Genomic DNA, 22,934 nt, shown 5'->3' on the forward strand with positions numbered 1-22,934 from the left:
TATGATGAAAATGAATAAAACACGATATATAAGTATAAGGCTTGCGGCTATAGTACTGGCTATGGGTACTGTACAATCCTGCCATGATGATTTTCTTGATGAAACACTTACAACAGCAAGGAACAATGATTACTACCAAACCGAAGAAGGTATAATATCACTTGCTATAGGTGGCTACCAGCGCATACTGGCTCAGCCGTTTGCAAATGAGCTTCAGTATACCACCACAAACTATGGTACAGATGAGTTTACGATAGGCGGAGACGACTCTAACGGCACTTGGAACAGGTATAATGCTAACTTTCAGTCTATAATACCTATCATTAACTCAAATACTGTAGGTTCTGACTGGCAGTTTAACTATGCTTATGCCGGTATAAACATTGCTAACCTGATTATACAGTATGCTACTGCTATAGATTCTCAAAACCCGGCTGTTAAAGAAGTAGCTATGGGCGAAGGGCACTTTTTCAGGGCGTTTACCTACCTACGCCTTGTTAGGCAATATGGTGGTGTGCCACTAAAATTAGTACCATCTTCAACAGTAGAAAATGAGTTTGTACGTGCCACAGCACAAGAAGTATATGACCAGATTGTTGCTGATTTTCAAGAGGCTATCAATTTGCTTCCCGCGGGTGGTGCACCGGCAAGGTTAACAAAAGATGCGGCTAAGCACTATCTTGCCAAAACCCTGCTTTCACGCGCCAGCGAAATTAACGATTCATGGAACAGCGGTACTAAACAGGCAGACCTTACACAATGTAAACAACTGTGCGACGAGGTTATTGCAGCCCACCCGCTTGCTACAAATTACCAGGACCTTTGGGATTTTACAGCTCCTGACGATGCCAGCGAAAACCTGTCTGAAATTATACTTTCGGCACAGTTTACCAGCAACCTTTCATCGTCTTCTATAAACATCAACCACATGATGTTTACTTCTAAATATGATGACCTTCCTATGATGAAAAGGGACCTTACCGGTATGCGCCCATACAGCAGGCTTGCCCCTACTTATTTTGTGTATGAAGCGTATGACCTTGTAAATGACTCGCGTATATGGAAAAGTTTCCGCACCAAGCACCGTGTTAACAACGCCTCTGGAAGCACTTATATCAATGGCGACCTTGGTATTTTGTACATCATAAACCATAAGAGTGATAACACTTTCGCACAAAGAAAGTATAATAACGATCCGGGTATACTTAACACCCGTACGTATGAAGATGCTGAAGGCAACCCTGTTACCACCACTAAAACAATACCAAGTGTTTATGTAGCCCACTCAACCGGCGGAGAAACGCTACTGGCTGAGCCACGCTGGCCGTCTCTTTCTAAGCATTTTGATGGTTCACGCCTTAACATAAACGAAACACGTGGTTTCCGTGATGAAATACTGGCCCGTTCGGCAGATACATACCTTATGGCAGCCGAAGCCGAGATAAGGCTGGCAGCAATGGGCTCTGGCTCTTATGCTAATGCACTAACCTACATTAATGCCGTTAGGGAGCGTGCTGCCTTTAAGGCCGGTGAAGACCGCAGTTATTATACTGATGGTGGTGCGGCTTATACAGTATCTGCTTTTGCACCAGACCCTAACAACAACTCGTTTATGACCGAGAACTCATACTATGAGTCTACCCACATTGCCGAAACTACTGCTGCAACAACCTTAACGGTTTCAAGCACAGGAACATTGCCGCAGGAAGATGAAGACATCATTAGTACCCTTGGCATATCAGGCGAATATAACAGGATGCTGTGCTTCCTGCTAAACGAGCGCACAAGGGAGCTTTGTGGCGAATATCACCGTTGGGAAGACCTTGCCAGGACTAAAACACTTGTATCGCGCACAAGGGCTTATAATGCTTCGGCAGCGCCATTTATACAGGACCACCATAACCTGAGGCCTATTCCGCAATCTTTCCTTGACCTTAACTTTAGCAATGGAAGCCCACTAACACCGGAACAAAAACAGGCTATGCAAAATCCTGGTTACTAATATTAAAATAAAATTTATTAGGGTTAAGTTTAATAAATTTGGGTTTGTTTTATTTTACACGCAATACACAGGCAATGCCTGTGTATTGTTTTTTATATACGTTTGTAAATAAGATTAGAAGAAAACCGTTTACAAGTTTGTAGTTGCAACAGGTTTTCGCTTTGCTGAATATCATGACAGGCAATATAATTACAGTAATTCTAATTGCTGAATATATTTAATGAGCCTAAAAATATTAATACATATACCCGTTACAAACTGATTTTATCCAAACTACAAACACTATTTATATCATTAAATCAACATAATCCGTCATTCAGCAAATCCTGATATACATAATTGTTTAAATCCTGAATATCTATAAACACAAAGCCCACCTTGCCATAAGCAGGTGGGCTTTTCAATTTGTTCCTGAAGTATTGGTTTACAAATCGGTAATAGGTTTATATTTTGGCACTAATGTTTTCATAATAAACCAGGCTATAATATAAGATACTGCACAAAAGCTAAACATTATGGTATAACCCGTTTCAAGGCTGCCCAGTGCCTTATAATGGTCAAACAGGGCACCACCTGATTTAGTTATTACCACACCGCCTATACCCCCGGCCATACCGCCTATGCCGGTAACACTGCCTATGGCCTTTTTAGGAAACATATCGCTAACGGTAGTAAAAATATTGGCGCTCCAGGCCTGGTGTGCACTGGCACCTATGCCTATTAGCAGTACCGGCATCCAAAAGCTTATACTGCCAAGTGGCTGTGCAAGTAGTACAATCAACGGAAATAAGGCTATAATCATCATGGCGCGCATACGCCCATCATAAGCCTGGTAGCCTTTGTTTATAAAATACATAGGGAACCAGCCCCCACCTATACTGCCAAACATGGTCATGGTGTACAGCACCGCCAGCGGAAACTGCATTTGGGTAGACTCAAGCCCGTATTGTGCCGATAAGTATTTTGGCAGCCAGAAAAGGAAAAACCACCACACACCATCGGTCATAAACTTACCGGTTACAAAAGCCCATGTTTGCCTGTAACCCAAAAGCCTGAACCAGGAAACCTTCGTTTCGGCAGGTTCATGAACAGGTTCGACAGCCTGCTCAACAGCATTGTCACTATTAATATAAGCCAGTTCGGCTTCAGAGAGCCATTTTTGCTTTTGAGGTTTTTCATAAAAAATAACCCAGAAAAACAACCATAGAAAGCCTGCTGCCCCCACCAGTATAAAAGCCATACCCCAGCCCCAAATTTCAGCAATTAGTGGCACTGTAATAGGCGCCAGTATAGCCCCAACATTAGCCCCAGAGTTAAAAATACCGGTTGCAAGGGCACGCTCTTTTTTAGGAAAATATTCGGCCGTTGCTTTTATAGCAGCAGGAAAGTTGCCTGCTTCGCCAAAACCTAATACGGCACGGCTTATCATAAAACCGGCTATAGACGGCACTGCCACAATGCCAAAAGCCTGTAAAACAGCTGTAGCCCCTTCGCCAACAGGTACAGAAGCGGCATGTAAAATGGCTCCTAAACTCCATATAATTATGGCAATACCATAGCCCCACTTGGTGCCTATCTTATCTATAAAACGGCCTGCAAAAAGCATTGAAAGTGCATATACAAACTGAAAGATTGCCGTAATGTTAGCATAGTCGGTTTCGCTCCATCCAAATTCTTTAGACAGTGTGGGCGCCAGTAAGCTCAACACCTGGCGATCCAGGTAATTAATGGTTGTGGCAACAAAAAGCAGTGCACAAATTGTCCACCTGTAGCGCCCAACCGATTTAATATAATTTTGCCCCATAATACCGTGTTTTAAGGGTTAATAAATTCTTTTATGAGCTGTAATACTTCTGCTGTCTTTGCCTCAATACCTTTGTAGTCATTATTTTGTAAAAAATCTTTGGTAACAAGATTACTTCCCATACCTACAGCGCAAACCCCGGCATTAAACCATGCTTTTACACTTTCATGGGTAGGTTCAACCCCACCTGTAGGCATAAAATCAAGATTAGGGAATACACTGCCTATACTATTCATAAAACCAGGCCCCAATACATTGCCCGGAAACAGTTTTATAAACGTTACACCATTGTTTTCGGCTTCAATAATCTCGGTGGGTGTCATACAGCCGGGGGCATATAGCAAATTGTGCTCTTTAGCAAAAACGGCAATTTCAGGTACATAACCCGGACTTATAAAAAAATCAGCGCCGGCTGCTGCATATTCTTTAGCCTCCTCAATTTTTTTAAGGGTACCTATACCCAGATATAAATCAGTCATTTCAGTATTACGCACTGCCAGCAGCGCTTTAAAGTTGCTAAAAGCAGCTGCCCCCCTGTTTGTATACTCAATGGCCCTTATACCGGCACGGTAAAGTGCACGGAGTATTTCTATGCTTACACGTTCATCAGCATTAAAATAAAGCGGTAATACACCTTGTTTTTTAATAGCAGCAACAATGTCTTTTTTTTCTTTCATTTTACTATATCGATTGAAATTTTGTTCAAATTTTTTAAACTACCTCTTGAGTCTTCCGCTTACATTTCCTTGGGCCACCTCACTTATTTCAGCCACAGAAGTCAGGTTTACATCGCCTGCTATAGTATGTTTTAGTGCACAGGCAGCATTAGCAAAGGCAATTGTTTCGGCTACGGCCATACCTGTTTCAAGGCCATAAACAAGCCCTGCTGCATAGGCATCGCCGGTACCAATACGGTCTACCACATCGGTAATTTCAATTTCCGAGGTTTTAAAATATGTTTTGCCATCCCACGCCTGTGCAAATATTTTTTGGTGTGTAGCGCTCAGGCCTGTACGCACCTTATCGTATACTTTAGCAATGTTGGGCATATCCTGTATCAGCTTTTGGGCAGCGGCTTTAAAGCCTTCTTCATCCTGGGTAAACTGTGTGCCGAGTATTTCATTCACTTCATTAACGCCACCAATAAAAACAGTACTGAGCCTGCACAATTCAGCCAGTACCTCATGCCCGTTACGGCCATATTGCCACAGGTTACTGCGGTAAGCCGGGTCGGCCGTAATAGTAATGCCTTTACTTAAAGCCAATTCCAAACCCTGTTTCAGCGTTTGGTAAGCGCCTTCGCTTATTGCGGGGGAAATACCTGTCCAGTGCAGCAGTGTGCAGCCATCCAGTATTGTTTCCCAGTCAACCTGCTCCGGTTTTATATTTGCAAAAGCCCCGTGAAGCCTGTTGTAGGTTATCTGGCTGGCACGCAGGCCGGAGCCTACCTCCATAAAGTAAAGCCCCAGGGGATGATTTACTTTTTTAATGTGCGAAATGTCTATGCCATAACCCTGCATACAGGCAAGGGCAGCCTGGCCCACAAAATCATCACTAACATTACTTATATGCTGCACGTTGAGACCAAACTGCGCCAGCGATGCCGCCACGTTCATCTCTGTTCCGCCAAAGAAAAACTCCAGCGAGTGACTCTGTTTCATTTTATTATATCCCGGTGGCGAAAGCCTCATGATAACCTCGCCAAAGGTTACTACCTTACCCATATACTTAATATTCAAAATATTGACTGGCATTACGGTAGCAAATATCGGCTACCATATTGCCCACCCATTCTATATCCTGCGGCAGTTCGCCGGTTTGCATTTCCTGGCCTAACAGGTTGCACAATACACGCCTGAAATACTCGTGCCTTGGGAATGACATAAAGCTGCGTGAATCGGTAAGCATACCCACAAAACAGCTTAGCAGCCCCATATTGCTAAGCGCATTAAGCTGCTTAATCATGCCATCCTTTTGGTCTAAAAACCACCAGCCCGAACCATATTGTACCTTGCCACGATGCGAACCATCGTTAAAATTACCCACCATGGTAGCAAAAAGCTCATTATCGGCCGGGTTAAGATTGTATAAAATGGTTTTGGCTAACTTGTCTTTACTATCCAGCGCATCAAGAAAACGGCTTAATGTAGTAGCCTGCATATAGTCGCCTATGCTGTCCCAACCGGTGTCAGGCCCCAGTATGCGGTGCATACGGGCATTATTGTTACGCATGGCTCCAAGGTGAAACTGCTGCACCCAGCCGCGTGTGGCATACTCTTCACATAAAAACAGTAACAACGCTGTTTTAAACTTATCGGCCTCAACTACGGTTAGTGCACCACCGTGACGCCTTTTTTCAAAAATGGCAGTAACTTCTGCATCTGTAAAGGTTTCAAAAGGCAACTGGTTAAAGCCCAGGTCGCTTATCCTGCATCCATTTTCATGGAAGAAATCCAGGCGTTTCAGCAACGCATCTTTTAAATCATTATAAGTATTGATTACTGTGCCTGAAGCCTTTTCAAGCTGGGCCAGGTAATCGTTATACGTATCGTTTTCAATCAGTACCGCCTTATCAGGCCTGAACGCCGTATTTACTTTAGTACCAAAATTGCCATTGCCCAGCGTTTTATGATGTTCTAAGGTATCAATGGGGTCTTCTGTTGTACACAGCATTTCTACATTCATTTTAGTAAGAAGCCCCTGAACGCTATATCCCGACTGTTGTAGTTTGCTGTTGATATTCGCATAAATATCTTTAGCTGAGGCTTCGTTAAGGTAATCGTCTACATCAAAATAGCGCTTTAGCTCCAATTGTGTCCAGTGGAACAATGGGTTACGCAGCGTATGTGGCACTGTTTTGGCCCACGCGGCAAACTTTTCCTCATCTGGCGCATTACCGGTTATGTATTTTTCGTTAATGCCCAGCGTACGCATAGCGCGCCACTTGTAGTGGTCGCCCGAAATCCACAGCTGCGATATGTTTTCAAACTTCCTGTCGGCTGCAATCTCGGCAGGTGGCAGGTGGTTGTGGTAGTCTATAATAGGCTGCTTTTCAGCATATTTAAAATATAGCTCTTCAGCAAATTTGTTTTGCAGTAAGAAGGTTTCGGTTATAAAAGGTTTTGCCATGGTTTATTCGTTTGAGGGTTTGCCAATGGTGGCCAGTATGCCGCCGTCTACATAAATAATCTGGCCGTTTACAAAATCGCTGGCCTTAGATGACAGGAACACTGCAGTACCGGCAAGGTCTTCGGGGTCGCCCCATTTACCGGCAGGTGTGCGGCTTATAATAAATTCATTAAAAGGGTTTCCGTCTACGCGGATGGGTTCTGTCTGGCTGGTGGCAAAATAGCCGGGGCCAATGCCGTTTACCTGGATGTTGTAGGGAGCCCATTCAGTCGCAAGGTTTTTGGTAAGCATTTTAAGCCCGCCCTTGGCAGATGCATAGGCTGAAACGTTTGTGCGCCCCAGTTCGCTCATCATAGAACAAATGTTTATGATTTTGCCACTGCGGCGCTCAATCATGCGTTTTGCTACCTGACGGCTCATAATGAAAGCACCTACAAGGTCCACTTCTATCACACGTCGAAAGTCCTCAATAGGCATATCTACCGCCAGCACGCGCTTTATAATGCCTGCGTTGTTAACCAAAATATCAATAGGGCCATGCTCCTCCTCCATTCGGGCTACATTATCTATAGCGGCGGTTTCATCGGTAACATCAAAAATATAGCCACTGGCAGCAAAGCCAAAGCTTTTGTAATACTCCAGCGCTTCTTCAAGCTTTTGCGGGGTTGTACCGGTAATAATTAACTCAGCACCTGCTTTTGCAAGCCCTTCGGCCATAGCCATGCCCAGCCCGTGTGTGCCACCGGTTATAACCGCCCTTTTTCCTTTTAAACTGAATAATTCCATTTTATTGGGTTTATGATTTACTACTTCTTAGGCAGCGAAATGCCTTTTAAAGTAGGTTTTACTTCTATAATATTGCCTTGTTTGTCAAACTCCATCCTGTCTATACATATCTCGCGGTGGTAACCGGCTGAAGGCCCTATATCCTGCCTGTTAGGGTACGGAAAGCGGTGGTACACAATATACCACTCATCTTTGCCCGGCACCTGCACTACCGAGTGGTGGCCTGTACCGTAAATACCCTGTTGTTTATCTGCCTGAATTACAATGTTATTTTCAGGTATTGTAATTGGCCCAAGTGGCGATTTAGCCGTGCCGTAGCGTACTTTATAGTTAGGGCTTCGGGTATCGTCTTCGCTCCACATAAAGTAGTATGTGCCTTTGCGGTAAATCACATAAGTGCCTTCCCGGAAGGTTTTATCAATACTAATTGTTTTTTGGGTGTGCTGTTTAAGCGAGACCATATCATCGTTTAGCTCGGCTACAGCCATATAGCTGTTGCCCCAATACAGGTACGTTTTACCCGATTTTGGGTCGATAAACACATCGGGGTCTATTTCCTGTCCTTTGGTTATACCTTCAGGCTTAAAGTTTATCAGTGCCTTACCGCTATCTGTAAACGGCCCCGTGGGGTTATCAGACACCGCTACACCTATCTGCTTATTGGCGGTAAAATAGTAGAAGTATTTGTACTGCCCTTTTATTTTCTTCTCAACTATACAGGGTGCCCAGGCGTTTTGGTGTGCCCAGCTCACATCTTTTTTCAGGTCGAGGATAACGCCTTCGTCTTTCCAGTTGGTAAGGTTGTCTGACGAAAACACCTTGAAATAGTACCCGCCCCAGTTGTCAAAACCATCGCTGGTTGGGTATATGTAATACTTGCCTGTTTTGTTGCTGTATAATATTTCGGGGTCGGCATAAAAGCCTTCAAGTACAGGGTTTTGGTCAATTTCAGAATAATTGGCCGGCTTGCCCCATTTGGCAATAAGCCCGTTGAGTTCGCTGCGCGTAATGGGTAAAATGGTACCGTGGCGTGGATGAAAATCCATGGTTACTTCATTATCAATAGCCTTAAAATGCTGCAGGCAGGTACTTTTGGTAAACTGATATTTGCCACTTTTATACACATCATACATCAGGATGTACTCATCGCTATGGCTCAGCTTAAACACACCTGCACCTTCTACGGCATCGGGCGTTTGCTGTAAATAATCCGGAAACTCTTTCCATTTGCCCGATGTTAAATCGGTAGTAGTGGCGACTTTAATCCCAGGCGTATCAGTCTCGGTTTTGTAAAACAGGTTAAAAACACCATCTCTTTCAATAATATCGCCATCTATACAGGCCTTGCCATCTTTTGGGATAAAAAGGGGCTTTGGTGCTGCCTCAAGGGCTGTAAAATCTTTATTGGCATAAGCATAATAAATAATATCGGGTCCGTTGCCGTGCTTCATACTGAAATACACCATAAACTTACTTGCTTTGGCATCATAAATAGTCTGAGGTGCCCATACACGCTTTAAATCCTGGTTTTTAGGATAGGTGGTTTGTATGTTTACCACGCTACTGGTCCAGTTAACCAGGTCGGTACTCTTAAGCAGCACCATAGCACGGTTACTGTCCCAGCCGTTTGCTGCTACCATATCGGTACACGCCATATAGAATGTTTTTCCATCAGGGCCACGCAGTATGTGCGGGTCTCGCACGCCGCCTGTAGTGCTTATATTCTTGCTGTCCAGCACTTCATTGTTATTATTCAGTGTATAATAATGATAGCCATCAGGGCTTATAGCATAACGAACGGCCTCATGATTACCTTTGGAGTCTTTACCCCCAAAGTACACAAACAGATAGGCTTTAAGGTCTTTATCAGGTACTGCCTCCGGAGCTTGCTGTGCATGCGCAAACGATAGCGAGAACAAGGCTGAAAGCAGTATAGATTGTAGTTTTTTCATTGGTTTACCTGGTTTTTATCCTGATTATGGTAAATGAATACGGCGGCAAGGCTTTTTTAAGCGCTTCCTGAACCGGCAACTGTATAGTTACAGGCCTGCCTGTTTTACCCTCGGGAACATCAGTAAGTGTTGTATATACCGCGTTACCTTTAGTTTTTATATCCTGAAGTTCTATGGCCGGTGTAACCGTAACCGGCAGTATATTAACCAGTTTTATAATTACATCTTCCGTAGCAGTATCGGTCGTAGCCGAGATGCCCACTCGTTTTACGGCTTCATCATTATTTTCAGAAAGTGATACAACGCTTTGAAGGTATTCATCGCCGGGGTTTTCGCCATACAGCTTCTGGACAAAGTAGTTTACCGTAGGTTTTACCTCTGTACCATTAAAGTAAATCAGGTCTGGGTTCCATTGTGTGTGCCCTTCACGGGCTAAAAGCGGCGCATAAGATGCCATGCTTACCACATCGCCATTGCGTTCAATACCGGTAAGGTAAATGGCTTCGGCCAATGCATTATAAAATGTGTTACCACGCGATGCATATTCGCCCAAGTATACTTTTGTAGCCTTGCGGCTGTAAGCATCATAAAACGATTGGTTGTTAATAAACCAGCCCGGCTGCTCATAATAATGCTCGTCTACCAGAGGTAATTGTAGCTTATCGGCAATAGCCCATCCCTCTACATAATCAGTGCCTTGAAAAAACGGCCCTACTGTGCCAATGATAATAATATCCGGGTATTTTTTACGTACGGCCTCAACTATCATGGTATAGCGCTCTTCAAACACATCGGTTATCAGGTCTTCGTTACCTATGCCAATGTATTTAAGGTTGAACGGCTTAGGATGCCCAGCCTCGGCACGCACTTTACCCCATTTGGTTGAAGCGCTGCCATTTGCATATTCAATCAGGTCGAGCACATCCTGCACATATTCATCCATGTGCTCCATAGGGATGCCAAACTGCTGCCCCGCTCCGCCGGTTGACGAGTTTTGGCATGGCACACCGGCAGCCAGCACCGGAACGGGCTCTGCACCAATATCTTCGCAAAACTGAAAGTATTCAAAATAACCCAGCCCCATGCTTTGGTGGTAGTGCCATATATTGCGGTCTGACTTACGGTTTTCAAGCGGTCCAACTGTGTTTTTCCATCTGTAAATATTGTCTATACCGTCGCCATGCGCCACACAACCGCCCGGGAAACGCACAAACTTAGGGTGAAGGTCGGCTACGGTTTGGGCAAGATCAGCACGCAATCCATTTTTCCTGCCCTTAAATGTTTTTTGCGGGAAGAGCGATACCATATCTACCGCTACCTCGCCACTTGTACTTATTTCAAGGCGGGCATCGGCCACTGTTTTAGAAGGCTTTAATACCGCCGAATGTTTCTTCCAGGTTTTTCCTGGCTTTATCGTTGCCTGCGCCAATACGGTACCGTTAGCATCTACAAGTTTTACAGTACAGGCAGCGCCTTTGGCAAAAATGCTAAAATCATACTTATCGCCTGTAATTACGGGTATTCCATCAAAACCGGTATTGGTAATGCTGCCGTTTTTAAGTACGGCATAATGCGGATTATTAGAGTGTATGCCGTTAAGGGTATCAACGGTAAAATTGCCATTCCAAAAGCTACGGGCATTCCAACTGTCGTCACGGCCCTTTTTATCGGCAGGGCTGTATTCAAAGCTGTTGTTCTGGATAAGTTCGGCATACAGGCCACCATCAGCCGCATAGTTTATATCTTCAAAAAATACGCCCATCAACACATCGCTTATGGGTTTCTTTTGGGTTGCATTAATGGTAATCTCTGCAGTTAAGGGCTTTAGACCTGCAAACAGGGCTTTATCGGTTTCAGGTGATGCGCTGTTTTGCTTTTGCCTGAATTTGGCAACCTCCATATTTTTTATAAGGTTATCAACCATACTCCAGTCTACCTCGGTAACAGTACCTTCTACGGTTTCGCCTGAAATGGTAAACCTTTGGCGAATGTCTTTTCTTTTTTCAACAAGGCCAACCTGCGTTTCAGAATAGTTTTTAAAATCAGGAGTAGTTGCAGTAAACACCACACCTGATGCTAAATCGTTGAGCCAGTTTACAGTATAAGTGCCACTACCCGAAACCTCAATTTGCCTTACTGTAGCTGCAATATCAGGGTTAAGCCCGGCTGTTTTCATTACAGGCACATAGCTTTGGCGACCCCAGTTAACCAGGTCGGTACTCTCTGCATGCGCCAGTACATTATCCTGCTCGTTTACCGTCCAAAGGCAGTGAAAAACACCTTTGGTATCTTTAAAAAGAAAAGGCTCCAGCATGCGTTTCTGGCTGCCCCAGGCACCGTAATCGCACTTAAGGAACGGATATTCAGGCCCAATGGCATTCCAGTTCAGCTTGTCCTGGCTCCATGCAAAATGCAGCCCGTTGTGGCCTTTATCTTTCTCTGTACTATAAGCCAGCAGGTACACTTTTCTAGGATCTCCTGCTTTAGCAAACGGCACAAAAAATACTATTGCCAACAGGCAAAATATTATTTTACAGATGGTCGGTTTGGTTTGGTTCATGACTATACTGCTTACCGTGATTATTTAAGCTCATCGGTAGGCACACCGTCCATATCGCCATAGTCAAGGTTTTCGCCTGCCATACCCCAAATAAATGAGTAATTGCTGGTACCGCACCCTGAGTGAATGCTCCATTCAGGACTTATAACTGCCTGGTGGCCCTGCATAAAAATATGGCGGGTTTCATCGGGCTGGCCCATAAAGTGGCTTACAGTCTGGCCTTTAGCAAGATCAAAATAAAAATAAGCCTCCATCCTGCGGGTGTGCGTGTGCGATGGCATGGTGTTCCATACATTGCCTTCATGAAGCTCTGTCAAGCCCATTTGCAACTGACAGGTAGGCACTATACTGTTAACAATAAGCTTATTAAGTGTACGGCGGTTAGCCGTTTTCTGGTCGCCAAGTTCAATAACCTCGGCATCTTCCTTGCCTACTTTCTTGTTAGGGTAAGCATGGTGCGCCGGCGCCGAATTGATATAGAAATAAGGTTGTTCGCCATCTACGGCCTCAAAAATTACTTCTTTATTTCCTTTGCCCACATACAGGGCTTCTTTTTTATTAAGCTCGTACACAGTACCGTCTACCGTAACGCGGCCTTTACCGCCCACGTTAACTATGCCCAGCTCACGGCGTTCTAAAAAGTATTCTGCCTTAAGTTCATCAATAGTTTCCAGCACAAGAGGTTTGGTTACCGGCATGGCGCCACCCACAATGTAGCGGTCATACATGGTATATACTAAACTAATGGTATCTTCTTCAAAAACAGTGGGTATAAGGAAATGCTCGCGTAGCTCTTCGGTAGTGTAGTATTTTACATCTTCAGGGTGGTGCGCGTAGCGAAATTCAGACTTAGTCATTTTTATGTTTGTAGTGTTTGGTTATTATCTTAATTATTTGATAGTTACGGCAAGCGGGCTTGCTATTATCTCGGCCTGTTTTTTAAGCAGGGCTTCCCATTCAGCCGCATTTTTAGCCTGACCACCCTTTTCCCAGGCAAAACCGGCATAGTAAGTTACCTCACCAGATGGCTTAGTAAGCACTATCAGGTTGCTCTGGTCTTTGGTTTTACTCTTATTATCAAAGGCTTTTTCTACTATTCCCGCCGGAAATACCAGGCCTTCACCCACATAGAGACCATCAATGGCTTCATGATGGGCAAAAATCCCCTTATTGGTACTTATCACGGTTTTGCCTTTATTATCGTGCAGTGTAATGCCCACTGCATAGTTTGGCAACACGTTTACTGACTTGTAGCGTACTTCAAACTTTGAAAAATTACTGCCCAGGTCAAGCGAAATGCGCTTGGTCTCCTTTACATCATAGCCACTGTAAGGCGCATATTGTAGCTCAAATACAGTACGCAGCGGGCCTTGTGCAATGGTTTTATAGCTTATAAAGTTCTTGGAAACCAATAGGCTGTCTTTTTCCCAAACACCTGTGCCGCCTGTGCCACGGCTTGCCCCAACATGATACGGGTCATACCCCTCTCCTCGGTCTTTATGATAATACATTGGGTCTGTCTGGTAGCCTTTATACCAACTGTTTATAACAGACTCAGGCGTTCGTTTCAGCCAGATGTCTATACCGCTGCTCAGGGTGCCGTTTTCACGTTTTTGTTCAGTACGCTGCTGGGCATCAGGCCCGTAAGTACGAAAAGCTACTTTATCATTTTCCCAGGTATAATCATCTGTACGTTCAGGTACAAAGCGGGAATATGCCACAATATTACTCTCAGGCGCTTTGTTACCATCGGCATTTTCAATTATATATTCTGTTGAGGCATTGGCTTTTATAACTGCCATAAACAGCAGTTCATCATTTTTTCCATCTCCATCATAATCAACCCATTGCAGGGTTTGCCATTTACCAGTCGACTTATTTTTTACACCTATTTCCTGCTCCTGGCGGCCTTTAAGCACTTCTGCCAAATCCTTATACTTAATAGCTACAACCTCATTACGTTCAAAACCCAGGGTGTTTTTAACAGTTACGTTTAATGATTTCTGGGCAAAAAGCGGCATTGCTGCCATAAGAGCAACAGCCACAGCAAATTGCCTGTTATTTACTATCTTCATTAGTGTTATTTTGTGAGCCTTTTTACAGCTAAAAAGCTTAGGCTTTTAATTATACTATCCGCTAAAATAAGCCATTTTTCTGCTTTGTACGAAAAACCGGCATTATTTGTTTGTAACGTTACCGCACACTTGTAATTTCCAAAAATAGGGGTTAGCATATCGTGTAATGTCCTGTAGTGTCCTGCTAAAAAAGCCCGGAAAAATAGCACCTGTCTACCAATATTTTAATACATTTACATTTTAACAAAATTTTTTGAGCCATGACGCAAACGTTTGAATTAAATATCAATGAAAACTCCCGTATACCTAAGTATAAGCAGATTGTTGATTCTATTCTGGGCGATATTGCTAAGGGCAATATAAAAGTAGGCGAGAAAATACCCTCTATTAACGAGCTTAGCGAAATGTGCTACCTCTCCCGCGATACCGTTGAAAAAGCCTATAAGATACTGAGGGACAGGAAAACAATAGTTTCCGTTAAAGGAAAAGGCTACTACATAACCCGTACCGAAAAGGTAGATAAGCTCAATATCTTCTTCCTTGTAAATAAGGCAAGTACCTACAAAATGCTTATTTACGACAGCTTTGTTAACGCCATTGGCGCATCGGGCCATGTGGAAATGTACCTGTATCACTGCGATGAAACACTGTTTATCAATGCATTAGAACGAAACATAGGCGCTTATGACTACTATGTTATCATGTCACACTTTAGGGATGAAAACTCTACCCATGTAAGCTATACCGATAAGGTTATCAGCGTTATAGAGCAGATACCCAAGGACAAGCTGATTATGATGGACAACACAAAACCCGGCATACGTGGCGACTATGGTACTATATATCAGGATTTTAAGAACGATATTTACAGCGCCCTTAAGGAAGGACTGGAGAAAATACAGCGCTATGACAAGGTAATTTTAGTGTATCCCACTAAGGCCGTTAACCCCTACCCGCGCCGCATTGTGCACGGTTTTCAGAAGTTTTGCTCTGAGTTTAACATTGATTTTGAGATACTTGAGGAAATTTATGACGATATGGAGTTTGAAGGCCGAGACGTATATATTACCATCCAGGAGCGCGACCTCGTTAACCTTATGCGCCAGGTTAGGAACAACAAACTACAGCTGGGCACTGATATTGGCATCATTTCTTACAACGAAACGCCTCTAAAAGAGCTACTTGGCATTACCGTTATCAGTACTGATTTTGTAGCCATGGGCGAATCTGCTGCGTATATGGTTATGAAAAACAAGAAAGAACACGTTAAAAACGTCTTTAAATATATTGAGCGAAACTCATTATAGAGTAATATAAAACGTACAAAAAAAACCTGCCGCAAAATTCCGCCAGGTTTTTTTTTTGCATGAAAATTCTGAAATTTAAGGCCAAAAAGTGCTTAATATTTCACTTTTGGAGTTTGTTTTCACGGTGTGAAATATCAAATTTGTGATTGCTTTACCTCTTTCAAAAAATGGATAATATAAAATTGTTCATTTATTCATTTTTTCCTCCCCTATTTTTTTGACTTACTACTTTATCGCTCCTATTTTTACGACATTTAAAAAAAATGTATATCTTCGTAAAAAAATAGAATAGTATAGTACAACCAAACACAAATCTCATTCTAAAAACAATCATGAAAAAAAACATCCTGCTACACACAGCGGTTTTATCGCTGGGGATTTTGCTCACCGGCTGCTCAGCCGAACGCGATGCCCTTTCGGTAAAATCTAAAGACGGATTAAACAAAATCACACTTACCCTTAATGATGCCGGCCAGCTTCATTACAACGTTACCCGAAAAAACAACACGGTTATTTTAGACTCTCCCCTGGGCCTTGAGTGTGCCGACCTCAATTTCCTGACGGGCCTTACCGTGGCCGATGTTTCTAAAACCGAAGAGCGTCGCGAAACCTATGAGCTTAAGGTGGCCAACAACAAAACGGCCGACCACATCCTTACAACTAAGAGCATTACCTTTAAAAATGCCGAAGGCGCTACCGTAATACTCGACCTGGTGGCTACCGAAGAAGGCGTGGCGTTCCGCTACCGTTTTCCGGAAGGCACCGGCAAGAGGACACTAAAAGCCGAAACCACCGGTTTCCATATTGCTGAAAACGCCAGCGGATGGCTACAGCCCTACAACAAGGCCGGAGACTACACCCCCGGTTATGAAGATTTTTATGTAAATACCAAGCCGGGCGCCCCTATAAGTGGTGCGCGCAATGCTTCTGTGGGTTGGTGTATGCCTGCACTGTTTAACGTTAACGACAGCAAGAGCTGGGTGCTTATTGCCGAATCAGGCGGTGAGGGTACGTTTCCCGGCAGCCACCTGAGCCCCGACAGCAAAGGCGGCACCTACAAAATTGCGTTTGCCGAGGCTGATGAGAAGTTTACGCTACCCCTGCCCGAAAAGCAAATTGCCTACCCCGAGGCTAACCTGCCGTGGACAATGCCGTGGAGGGTTATTGTAGTGGGAGACAACGCCGGGGATATCCTGCTGTCTACCCTGATAACCGACCTTGCCCCTGCTTCTAAAATTGAAGATACTTCGTGGATTGAATCAGGCAAGGCAGCATGGTCGTGGTGGTCGCACCCTGACGACCATTCGCCGGAGATATACAAGGAGTTTACAGATGTTTCTGCCGCTTTTGGCTTTAAGTATACCCTGTTTGATGCCGGTTGGGAAAAAGCCAACCAGGAGGGCAAAATTATAGACCATGCACTTGCCAAAGGCATTCAGCCACTGGTATGGGGCTATTCATCTGAATATTATGACCCTGTAAGGAGGCAAAAAAGGTTTAAGGAACTTGCCGCTATGGGCGTTAAGGGGGTTAAGATAGACTTTTGGTGTTCAGACAGGCAGGAGGTTTTGGCCACTCTGCCACAGGTTTTTGAAGACGCTGCAAAAGAGCACCTGCTGGTTAACCTGCACGGCACCACCATGCCGCGCGGCTGGCACCGCACCTGGCCTAACTTTGTTACGGCCGAGGGTATTTTAGGTACCGAAAGCTATTTTTATGAGCCGCGTTTCCCGGAACTGGCTGCATCACAAAACACCATACTGCCGTTTACACGCAACGTAGCCGGCCCGGCAGACTACACGCCGCTTGCCCTTACCATGAGGCTGTACCCACGCCTTAACACCGCCATACACGAGCTGGCAACGGCCATGACCTATACATCGGGCATTATACACTTTGCCGATTCTAAAGAGGTATTTGAGTCGCTTCCGGCGGAAGTAAAAACCCTGCTGAAAGACCTGCCTGCCACCTGGGATAAAACCGAATGCATTGTTGCCGAACCCGGCAAAGCACTGGTACTGGCACGCCAAAAAGGCAACCTGTCTTACATTGTGGGCATAAATGGCACAAACGCTGCAAATGAGGTTAGTATAGACCTTGCAAAATACGGCAAAGGCTATTCTAAATACCTTATAATATCTGAAGGGGCCGACCCGCTTATGGGCTTTAAGGTAGAAACCCATACTATTGCTTCAGGCTTTAAGCACAGCATGGCGCCAAAAGGCGGCTTTATCATACAGTTTATAAAGTAAGTTTTTGATACATAATTAAAAAGCCGGTGCACTCACGTTGATTGCACCGGCTTTTATTTTTATCCTTTACCGAAATGTATTCCCTAACGGGAAAACACCCCATACTATCATTTGCTACCAAAATTCATTGCCTAACGGCAAATAAATACCGCATAGTATATATTACTCCACCCGCTTTTGCCGTAGGCAATTAATTTGGGTATGTAATGAAGTTGTAGCATTGCCCCCTTTGCCGTAAGCAATCAATTTCGGTAGATATCAAATTGTAACGTGCCCCTTTGCCGTAGGCAATCAATTTCGGTAATTAAACCTCAATATCTAAAATTTAAAATCCGTGTAAATCCGCCTAATCCGTGTCATCCGCGTTCCATCTATTAAAAATGTCGACTGAAAATTACCCCTCAAATCGATAATCAAAAGCGCCTTTCCTCAAATTAATGCCATGCTCAGCCCAGGCTTTAAGGCAGGCGCAAAAGTTAGCCCAGCCTTCGGTATTACCTATGGCCCATTTAAGCCCCTCGGGTGTATTGGGTTCGCCGCTTTCGGTAATGGTTACCACGGTACTCCCCTTGTAATCGGCAAAGGCCATTTTCACCTCATGCTCCTTGCCATTCTCAGCTTCCCAGTAAAAAGTGATAAGCTCATCATCAATCACCTTCCCTACCCTTACGGGGAATTGTTCATCAAACTCCGGGAAACCCCATTGCAGCATCGCCCCCTCAGTAAACGGGCCGCTACTCTTGTTTATCCAGAAGTTAACCATGCCCTTTTGCGGGTTTTGTATCATTTCAAATACTTCGGCCACAGGTTTTAAAACCTGTATGGAAGCCGTTGCGGTTAAAAGGTTGTTGCTCATACGCTGTTTTTTTTGAAGTTGGTTGTACCAAATATAGCAAACCCTGCCCTAACCCGCTTTTGTTTTGGCAATAAGTTATGCTATCTTAGCATCAGTTAACCAATAGCCATGAAATTTCGCAACCTGTTATTAATAGCGTGCTTTGCCCTGCTTACCACCTCGTGCATGTCGTTGGCACTTAGTGTTTTGGGCATCAACAAAAAAGAGTCGCCCATGAGTGTGTACACTAACGGCACTAAGTCAATAGCCTATATTCCCATGAAGCACATAGGCCCAAAGGAGTTTTATGCCAATGTAGCCCGACGGGTAGACTCGCTGCAAAAACAAGGCTATACCGTGTATATGGAAAGCGTGCGCGTAACCGACAGCCTCACACCGCAACAGCGGGATACGCTTAAGCTAAAGGTACGCAGGCTTATGGGGGTTACACTGGGCAAGGGCGGCTACCTCGATACCATAAACGGCAGGCTCATGGGCCGGAAATTCAGCAATAAAAAAGAGCTTATAAACCAGCCTGTATACAGCAAGCTGGGGGTTGACACTCTTAGCGGGCGCATTGTAGATGTTCCGTTAAACGTACTGATAAAGCAATATGAAAAGCAGTACGGCACCATACAGCTCGACGTGTGCGATTATACCACCCCGCTTGAGGATAAGTATGACTGCGGGCGTGAAAAGCGCTCTCAGGCCAACGATTTAATTTTAAGGCACCGTAATAAAAACCTTGCCGATGCCATTATAGCCGATAAGCACAACAAAATTGCCATACTGTATGGCGCCGCCCACGAAAGCGGGCTTTTAGAACTGTTAAAGCAGGTTGATGCCACCTGGCACCTGGATAAAAAAGAAGACCATTAATGCACCGCCATTTTATAATTTACAAGCCCTGGGGCTACCTGAGCCAGTTTACCTACAACCTTAAGCGCAACAAAAAGCTGTTAGGCGAATTGCATGATTTTCCTGAAGGCACAATGGCCATAGGCCGCCTTGACGAAGACAGCGAGGGCCTGCTGCTGCTTACTACCGATGGCATGATGAGCGAAATTGTGCGCAGCAAAAAGGTAGAAAAAGAATATTATGCCCAGGTAGACGGCCTTGTAACTCCCCTGGCTATAGAACAGCTTCAAAACGGCGTGGAGATAGGCTTTAAAGGGACAAAATATACTACCCTGCCCTGCAAAGCAACAGCTATACCTGCCCCTGACCTGCCCCAGCGCAGCAAAAAAATTCGCGATGAGCGCCATGGCCCCACCTCATGGATTAGCATTACCGTTACCGAAGGCAAGTTCCGCCAGGTGCGCAAAATGACATCAGCAGTAGGTTTCCCCACACTAAGGCTGGTAAGGGTGCGTGTAGGCAATACTTTTTTAAATAATTTACAGCCTGGCCAGGTGCACGAAGTTGATGGTTTTGACGTGTAAATGCGCTGGTTTCTAAATTAGTCTACCAAATCTATATTCTTACCATATTACTCATTATCAGATAGTTTCAGGAAAAATATTTCAGCAAACACTATGAAATTCTTATAATATTTAAGAAGTTTGTAAAAGTTCTCACGCTAAAAAACCATCTGATTGGAAGTAATAACCCTAATACTCATAGGCTTTATAATAGGCTCTTTCGGCACGCTCATTGGCGCAGGCGGCGGTTTTATACTGGTTCCGTTCCTGCTTATTTTTTACCCGGATCTTGGCCCGGAAGTTACCGTTGCCATTTCTATGGCGGTGGTAAGTGTAAACGCCATATCGGGCACTATGGCTTATGCCCGTTCCGGCAGGATAGATTATAAGGCGGGGGTTGTATTTGCATTGTTTACCATACCCGGGTCTATACTGGGTGCGCTAACGGTAAAGTACATTCCACAAGGGGTTTTTAATATCATCTTCGGAATCATGCTGGTATTGCTCGCAGTATACCTCTTTTATAAAAATAGCATATCACAAAGGCAGCTTGCACTGTTTGTTCCCGGAAAGGGCCACACCAGCCACACCCTAACCGACCGCAGCGGCACTACCTATACGTATTGTTACAACAACACAACAGGCAACCTTATAAGCCTTATTGTGGGCTATATTTCTCCCCTGCTGGGCATTGGCGGAGGTATTATTCATGTACCCGCTATGGTTAACTGGCTTAAATTCCCCGTGCATGTGGCTACGGCTACCTCACATTTTATACTGGCCATAATGGCAACGGTTACAGTGGTTACACACGCCGTTATGGGCACTTATGAGCAAACCGACACGCTTAATATGGTACTCTATCTTTCGCTGGGTGTTGTGCCGGGTGCACAGCTTGGAGCATTTTTTTCACACAGGCTTAAAAGCAGCGTTATACTTCAGGTGCTTAGTGCATGTATGGTTTTGGTGGGCATACGCATACTTTTTAATACCCATTAAGTATTATTGCTTACCTTTGCCAAAATTTTTTTGAAATGAAATTTAAGCACCGTCTTGCTTACTATCTTTTTGGCCTTTGCATGGGAGGTTTTTTAGTTGCAATGATCTTTAACAAACGCGGGCAGGAATTTTGCTACCTGCCCAATTGCAGGGTTTTAAAAAACATCCGCAGTAAAGGAATTACCTATTCTAAGGAAGCCCTTGGCAAAATTGACCAAAAAATAGCCACTAAAGACGATATTAAAAAGAGCCTGCAGTATGGCGATGTAGATTTTGGCAAAAGTAATACACCCCATAAAGGTGGTGGCAAAACATACATTATAGAAGGCCGGAACTTTAATAATGAAGACATTATAATCAATATTACAAACTACGAGCACAAGGCGGTACTGGAAGATATAACCAAACCATAATTTTTTTATAACAAAAGCCTTGCAAATATAAAAAACTGTGCTATCTTTGCACTCGCAATACGGAATTAACCACTGCATTGCAAAATAGGGCGATTAGCTCAGTTGGTTCAGAGCATCTCGTTTACACCGAGAGGGTCGGGGGTTCGAATCCCTCATCGCCCACAGAAAGACAAACAACGCCATTGAAATCCAATGGCGTTGTTTTATTCAAGTATACGAAACTAAAACGGGATTGAGACCCTACGCAATTATCGTACTGATTTAGTGTGTATTGACTAATAAAAATAACAGAAATTATTTTTTCAAGAATTCCTGTAATGTATCTTGTACAAATCAGTACTATTTTCTATACCACGTAAATCTATATTTTTTATTAGTGTATACTTATAATTATGTAAAGAATTTAGGCTTTTAAAAAAAAATCCTGTTACAAGTAACTCAGCCTTAAGACTGTTGCATAAATCTAAAACCCTTGAGCAAATATGTAAAGCTTCGCCATGATATGCTATTTCTGTTTTGGTAAGGCCCATCTCTGCCACAACAACTTTTCCCTCATTTATAGATGCCTTAAATTGCGGAACCACACCATAATTCTTTAAATAGTATTCTTTTTTATTTATTAACACGGCGCTAAAATCAAAGTAGAGCTTCAAACAGTTTTGACGGTCAAATTTTTCATCTACTTTCCAGGTAATTACGGCTTCATCGCCCACATATTGGTACACTTCTGCATCATGGTTTAGCATTACATCATTAAGGTCTGCAAAACAATCCTGAATAAGCCGGCTGTATAATATGTGTCCAGATCGCTCTGCCAATATTGTAGATGATGTCATGTCTAAAAACATAAAAATCCTGTACTCTTCTATTGGGTTAATGTAAAGCCCATTAAAAATTTGCTTAAAAAAGCTTTTGCCTACTTTTTTCCTGAACATCAGAAAAAAATCGATGATAACATGTAAAACAACAGAATACAATATAAAGGACGATACCCAACCCGCAGAATTATCACTTCCGGGTATTAGATGATGCTCTTCAAAATATTTACCCAAAAAGCTGTCTCCAATAATATAAATTGAAAAAATACACACACAGATAAAAACCACAACATGTACAAATAGCGAAAACAACATTGATTTGTTTAATAATATATACTTATAAACAAAAAGCTGTAAAAGGTTTACTACTATGCCTATAAAAAGGCCGGTTAACATTGCAAGGCTAAACAGCCAGATATTATAACTGTTTTTATCTATGCCAAAAGACAAAAGATACTCACTCTCTATTACGCTATACGTCATTATTACATAAAATACATATCCGCTAACCCAAAGCCCTACAGACAGTAAAAACTCTTTTATGTAAAAAAAATGTTTGTTTTCTATCAATTGCCGGTAGT

At 43.6% G+C, this 22,934-nt stretch carries 18 protein-coding genes and 1 tRNA gene; 8 read left to right on the forward strand and 11 right to left on the reverse strand.

Going from position 1 to position 22,934, the window contains the following annotated elements; all coding sequences use genetic code 11:
• The first annotated feature begins 10 nt into the window (after nt 1–10).
• Nucleotides 11–2,002, forward strand: a complete 1,992-nt coding sequence (locus AM279_RS06050; RefSeq protein WP_236688501.1) for a RagB/SusD family nutrient uptake outer membrane protein — start codon at nt 11–13, stop codon at nt 2,000–2,002.
• Between the two features lie 424 nt (nt 2,003–2,426).
• On the opposite strand, the gene AM279_RS06055 is transcribed toward AM279_RS06050, so the two are convergent.
• The 9 genes from AM279_RS06055 to AM279_RS06095 form a co-directional block, all read right to left on the reverse strand.
• Entirely contained in the window at nt 2,427–3,806 is a 1,380-nt protein-coding gene (locus tag AM279_RS06055) for an MFS transporter (RefSeq protein ID WP_054406852.1), read from the reverse strand.
• A gap of 11 nt (nt 3,807–3,817) precedes the next feature.
• Nucleotides 3,818–4,483 carry a bifunctional 4-hydroxy-2-oxoglutarate aldolase/2-dehydro-3-deoxy-phosphogluconate aldolase gene (locus AM279_RS06060; RefSeq protein ID WP_054406853.1) on the reverse strand — a complete coding sequence of 222 codons (666 nt, stop codon included), beginning with the start codon at nt 4,481–4,483 and terminating at the stop codon, nt 3,818–3,820.
• A gap of 39 nt (nt 4,484–4,522) precedes the next feature.
• Nucleotides 4,523–5,530, reverse strand: coding sequence for a sugar kinase (locus tag AM279_RS06065; protein WP_054410162.1), 1,008 nt, complete (start codon nt 5,528–5,530; stop codon nt 4,523–4,525).
• A gap of 4 nt (nt 5,531–5,534) precedes the next feature.
• Entirely contained in the window at nt 5,535–6,935 is a 1,401-nt protein-coding gene (uxaC, locus tag AM279_RS06070; protein WP_054406854.1) for a glucuronate isomerase, read from the reverse strand.
• A gap of 3 nt (nt 6,936–6,938) precedes the next feature.
• A complete protein-coding gene (locus AM279_RS06075; RefSeq protein ID WP_054406855.1) occupies nt 6,939–7,721 on the reverse strand; it encodes a gluconate 5-dehydrogenase in 783 nt (260 codons plus the stop codon).
• A 20-nt stretch (nt 7,722–7,741) separates the two neighbouring features.
• Complete coding sequence (locus tag AM279_RS06080) at nt 7,742–9,673, reverse strand: family 43 glycosylhydrolase (RefSeq protein WP_054406856.1); 1,932 nt, start codon at nt 9,671–9,673, stop codon at nt 7,742–7,744.
• Nucleotides 9,674–9,677: 4 nt separating this feature from the next.
• Complete coding sequence (locus AM279_RS06085; RefSeq protein ID WP_236688502.1) at nt 9,678–12,188, reverse strand: alpha-L-arabinofuranosidase C-terminal domain-containing protein; 2,511 nt, start codon at nt 12,186–12,188, stop codon at nt 9,678–9,680.
• 65 nt (nt 12,189–12,253) lie between these two features.
• Nucleotides 12,254–13,090, reverse strand: coding sequence for a 5-dehydro-4-deoxy-D-glucuronate isomerase (gene kduI / locus AM279_RS06090; protein ID WP_054406858.1), 837 nt, complete (start codon nt 13,088–13,090; stop codon nt 12,254–12,256).
• Between the two features lie 33 nt (nt 13,091–13,123).
• A complete protein-coding gene (locus tag AM279_RS06095) occupies nt 13,124–14,308 on the reverse strand; it encodes a DUF4861 family protein (protein ID WP_054406859.1) in 1,185 nt (394 codons plus the stop codon).
• A 260-nt stretch (nt 14,309–14,568) separates the two neighbouring features.
• Here AM279_RS06095 and AM279_RS06100 point away from each other — a divergent pair, with 260 nt between their 5' ends.
• Nucleotides 14,569–15,615, forward strand: coding sequence for a GntR family transcriptional regulator (locus AM279_RS06100; protein WP_054406860.1), 1,047 nt, complete (start codon nt 14,569–14,571; stop codon nt 15,613–15,615).
• A gap of 332 nt (nt 15,616–15,947) precedes the next feature.
• Nucleotides 15,948–17,867, forward strand: coding sequence for a glycoside hydrolase family 97 protein (locus AM279_RS06105; protein ID WP_054406861.1), 1,920 nt, complete (start codon nt 15,948–15,950; stop codon nt 17,865–17,867).
• 394 nt (nt 17,868–18,261) lie between these two features.
• Here AM279_RS06105 and AM279_RS06110 read toward each other — a convergent pair whose 3' ends face one another.
• Nucleotides 18,262–18,723 carry an SRPBCC domain-containing protein gene (locus AM279_RS06110; RefSeq protein ID WP_054406862.1) on the reverse strand — a complete coding sequence of 154 codons (462 nt, stop codon included), beginning with the start codon at nt 18,721–18,723 and terminating at the stop codon, nt 18,262–18,264.
• A gap of 108 nt (nt 18,724–18,831) precedes the next feature.
• On the opposite strand from AM279_RS06110, the gene AM279_RS06115 reads away from it, so the two are divergent.
• The 5 genes from AM279_RS06115 (at nt 18,832) to AM279_RS06135 (ending at nt 21,697) form a co-directional block, all read left to right on the forward strand.
• Nucleotides 18,832–19,581, forward strand: a complete 750-nt coding sequence (locus AM279_RS06115) for a hypothetical protein (RefSeq protein ID WP_054406863.1) — start codon at nt 18,832–18,834, stop codon at nt 19,579–19,581.
• Nucleotides 19,581–20,144, forward strand: coding sequence for a pseudouridine synthase (locus AM279_RS06120; protein ID WP_054406864.1), 564 nt, complete (start codon nt 19,581–19,583; stop codon nt 20,142–20,144). Before AM279_RS06115 ends, AM279_RS06120 begins: the two co-directional genes overlap by 1 nt.
• A 153-nt stretch (nt 20,145–20,297) precedes the next feature.
• Complete coding sequence (locus AM279_RS06125; RefSeq protein WP_054406865.1) at nt 20,298–21,122, forward strand: sulfite exporter TauE/SafE family protein; 825 nt, start codon at nt 20,298–20,300, stop codon at nt 21,120–21,122.
• Between the two features lie 35 nt (nt 21,123–21,157).
• On the forward strand, nt 21,158–21,535 hold the full coding sequence (locus AM279_RS06130; protein ID WP_054406866.1) for a DUF4258 domain-containing protein: 378 nt from the start codon (nt 21,158–21,160) through the stop codon (nt 21,533–21,535).
• Nucleotides 21,536–21,622: 87 nt separating this feature from the next.
• Nucleotides 21,623–21,697 (forward strand) — tRNA-Val (locus AM279_RS06135).
• 140 nt (nt 21,698–21,837) lie between these two features.
• Here the strand turns inward: AM279_RS06135 and AM279_RS06140 are convergent.
• Nucleotides 21,838–22,923 carry an adenylate/guanylate cyclase domain-containing protein gene (locus tag AM279_RS06140; RefSeq protein ID WP_054406867.1) on the reverse strand — a complete coding sequence of 362 codons (1,086 nt, stop codon included), beginning with the start codon at nt 22,921–22,923 and terminating at the stop codon, nt 21,838–21,840.
• Nucleotides 22,924–22,934 lie beyond the last annotated feature (11 nt).

This window comes from Flavobacterium akiainvivens, from assembly GCF_001278115.1.
GTDB lineage: Bacteria > Bacteroidota > Bacteroidia > Flavobacteriales > Flavobacteriaceae > Flavobacterium > Flavobacterium akiainvivens.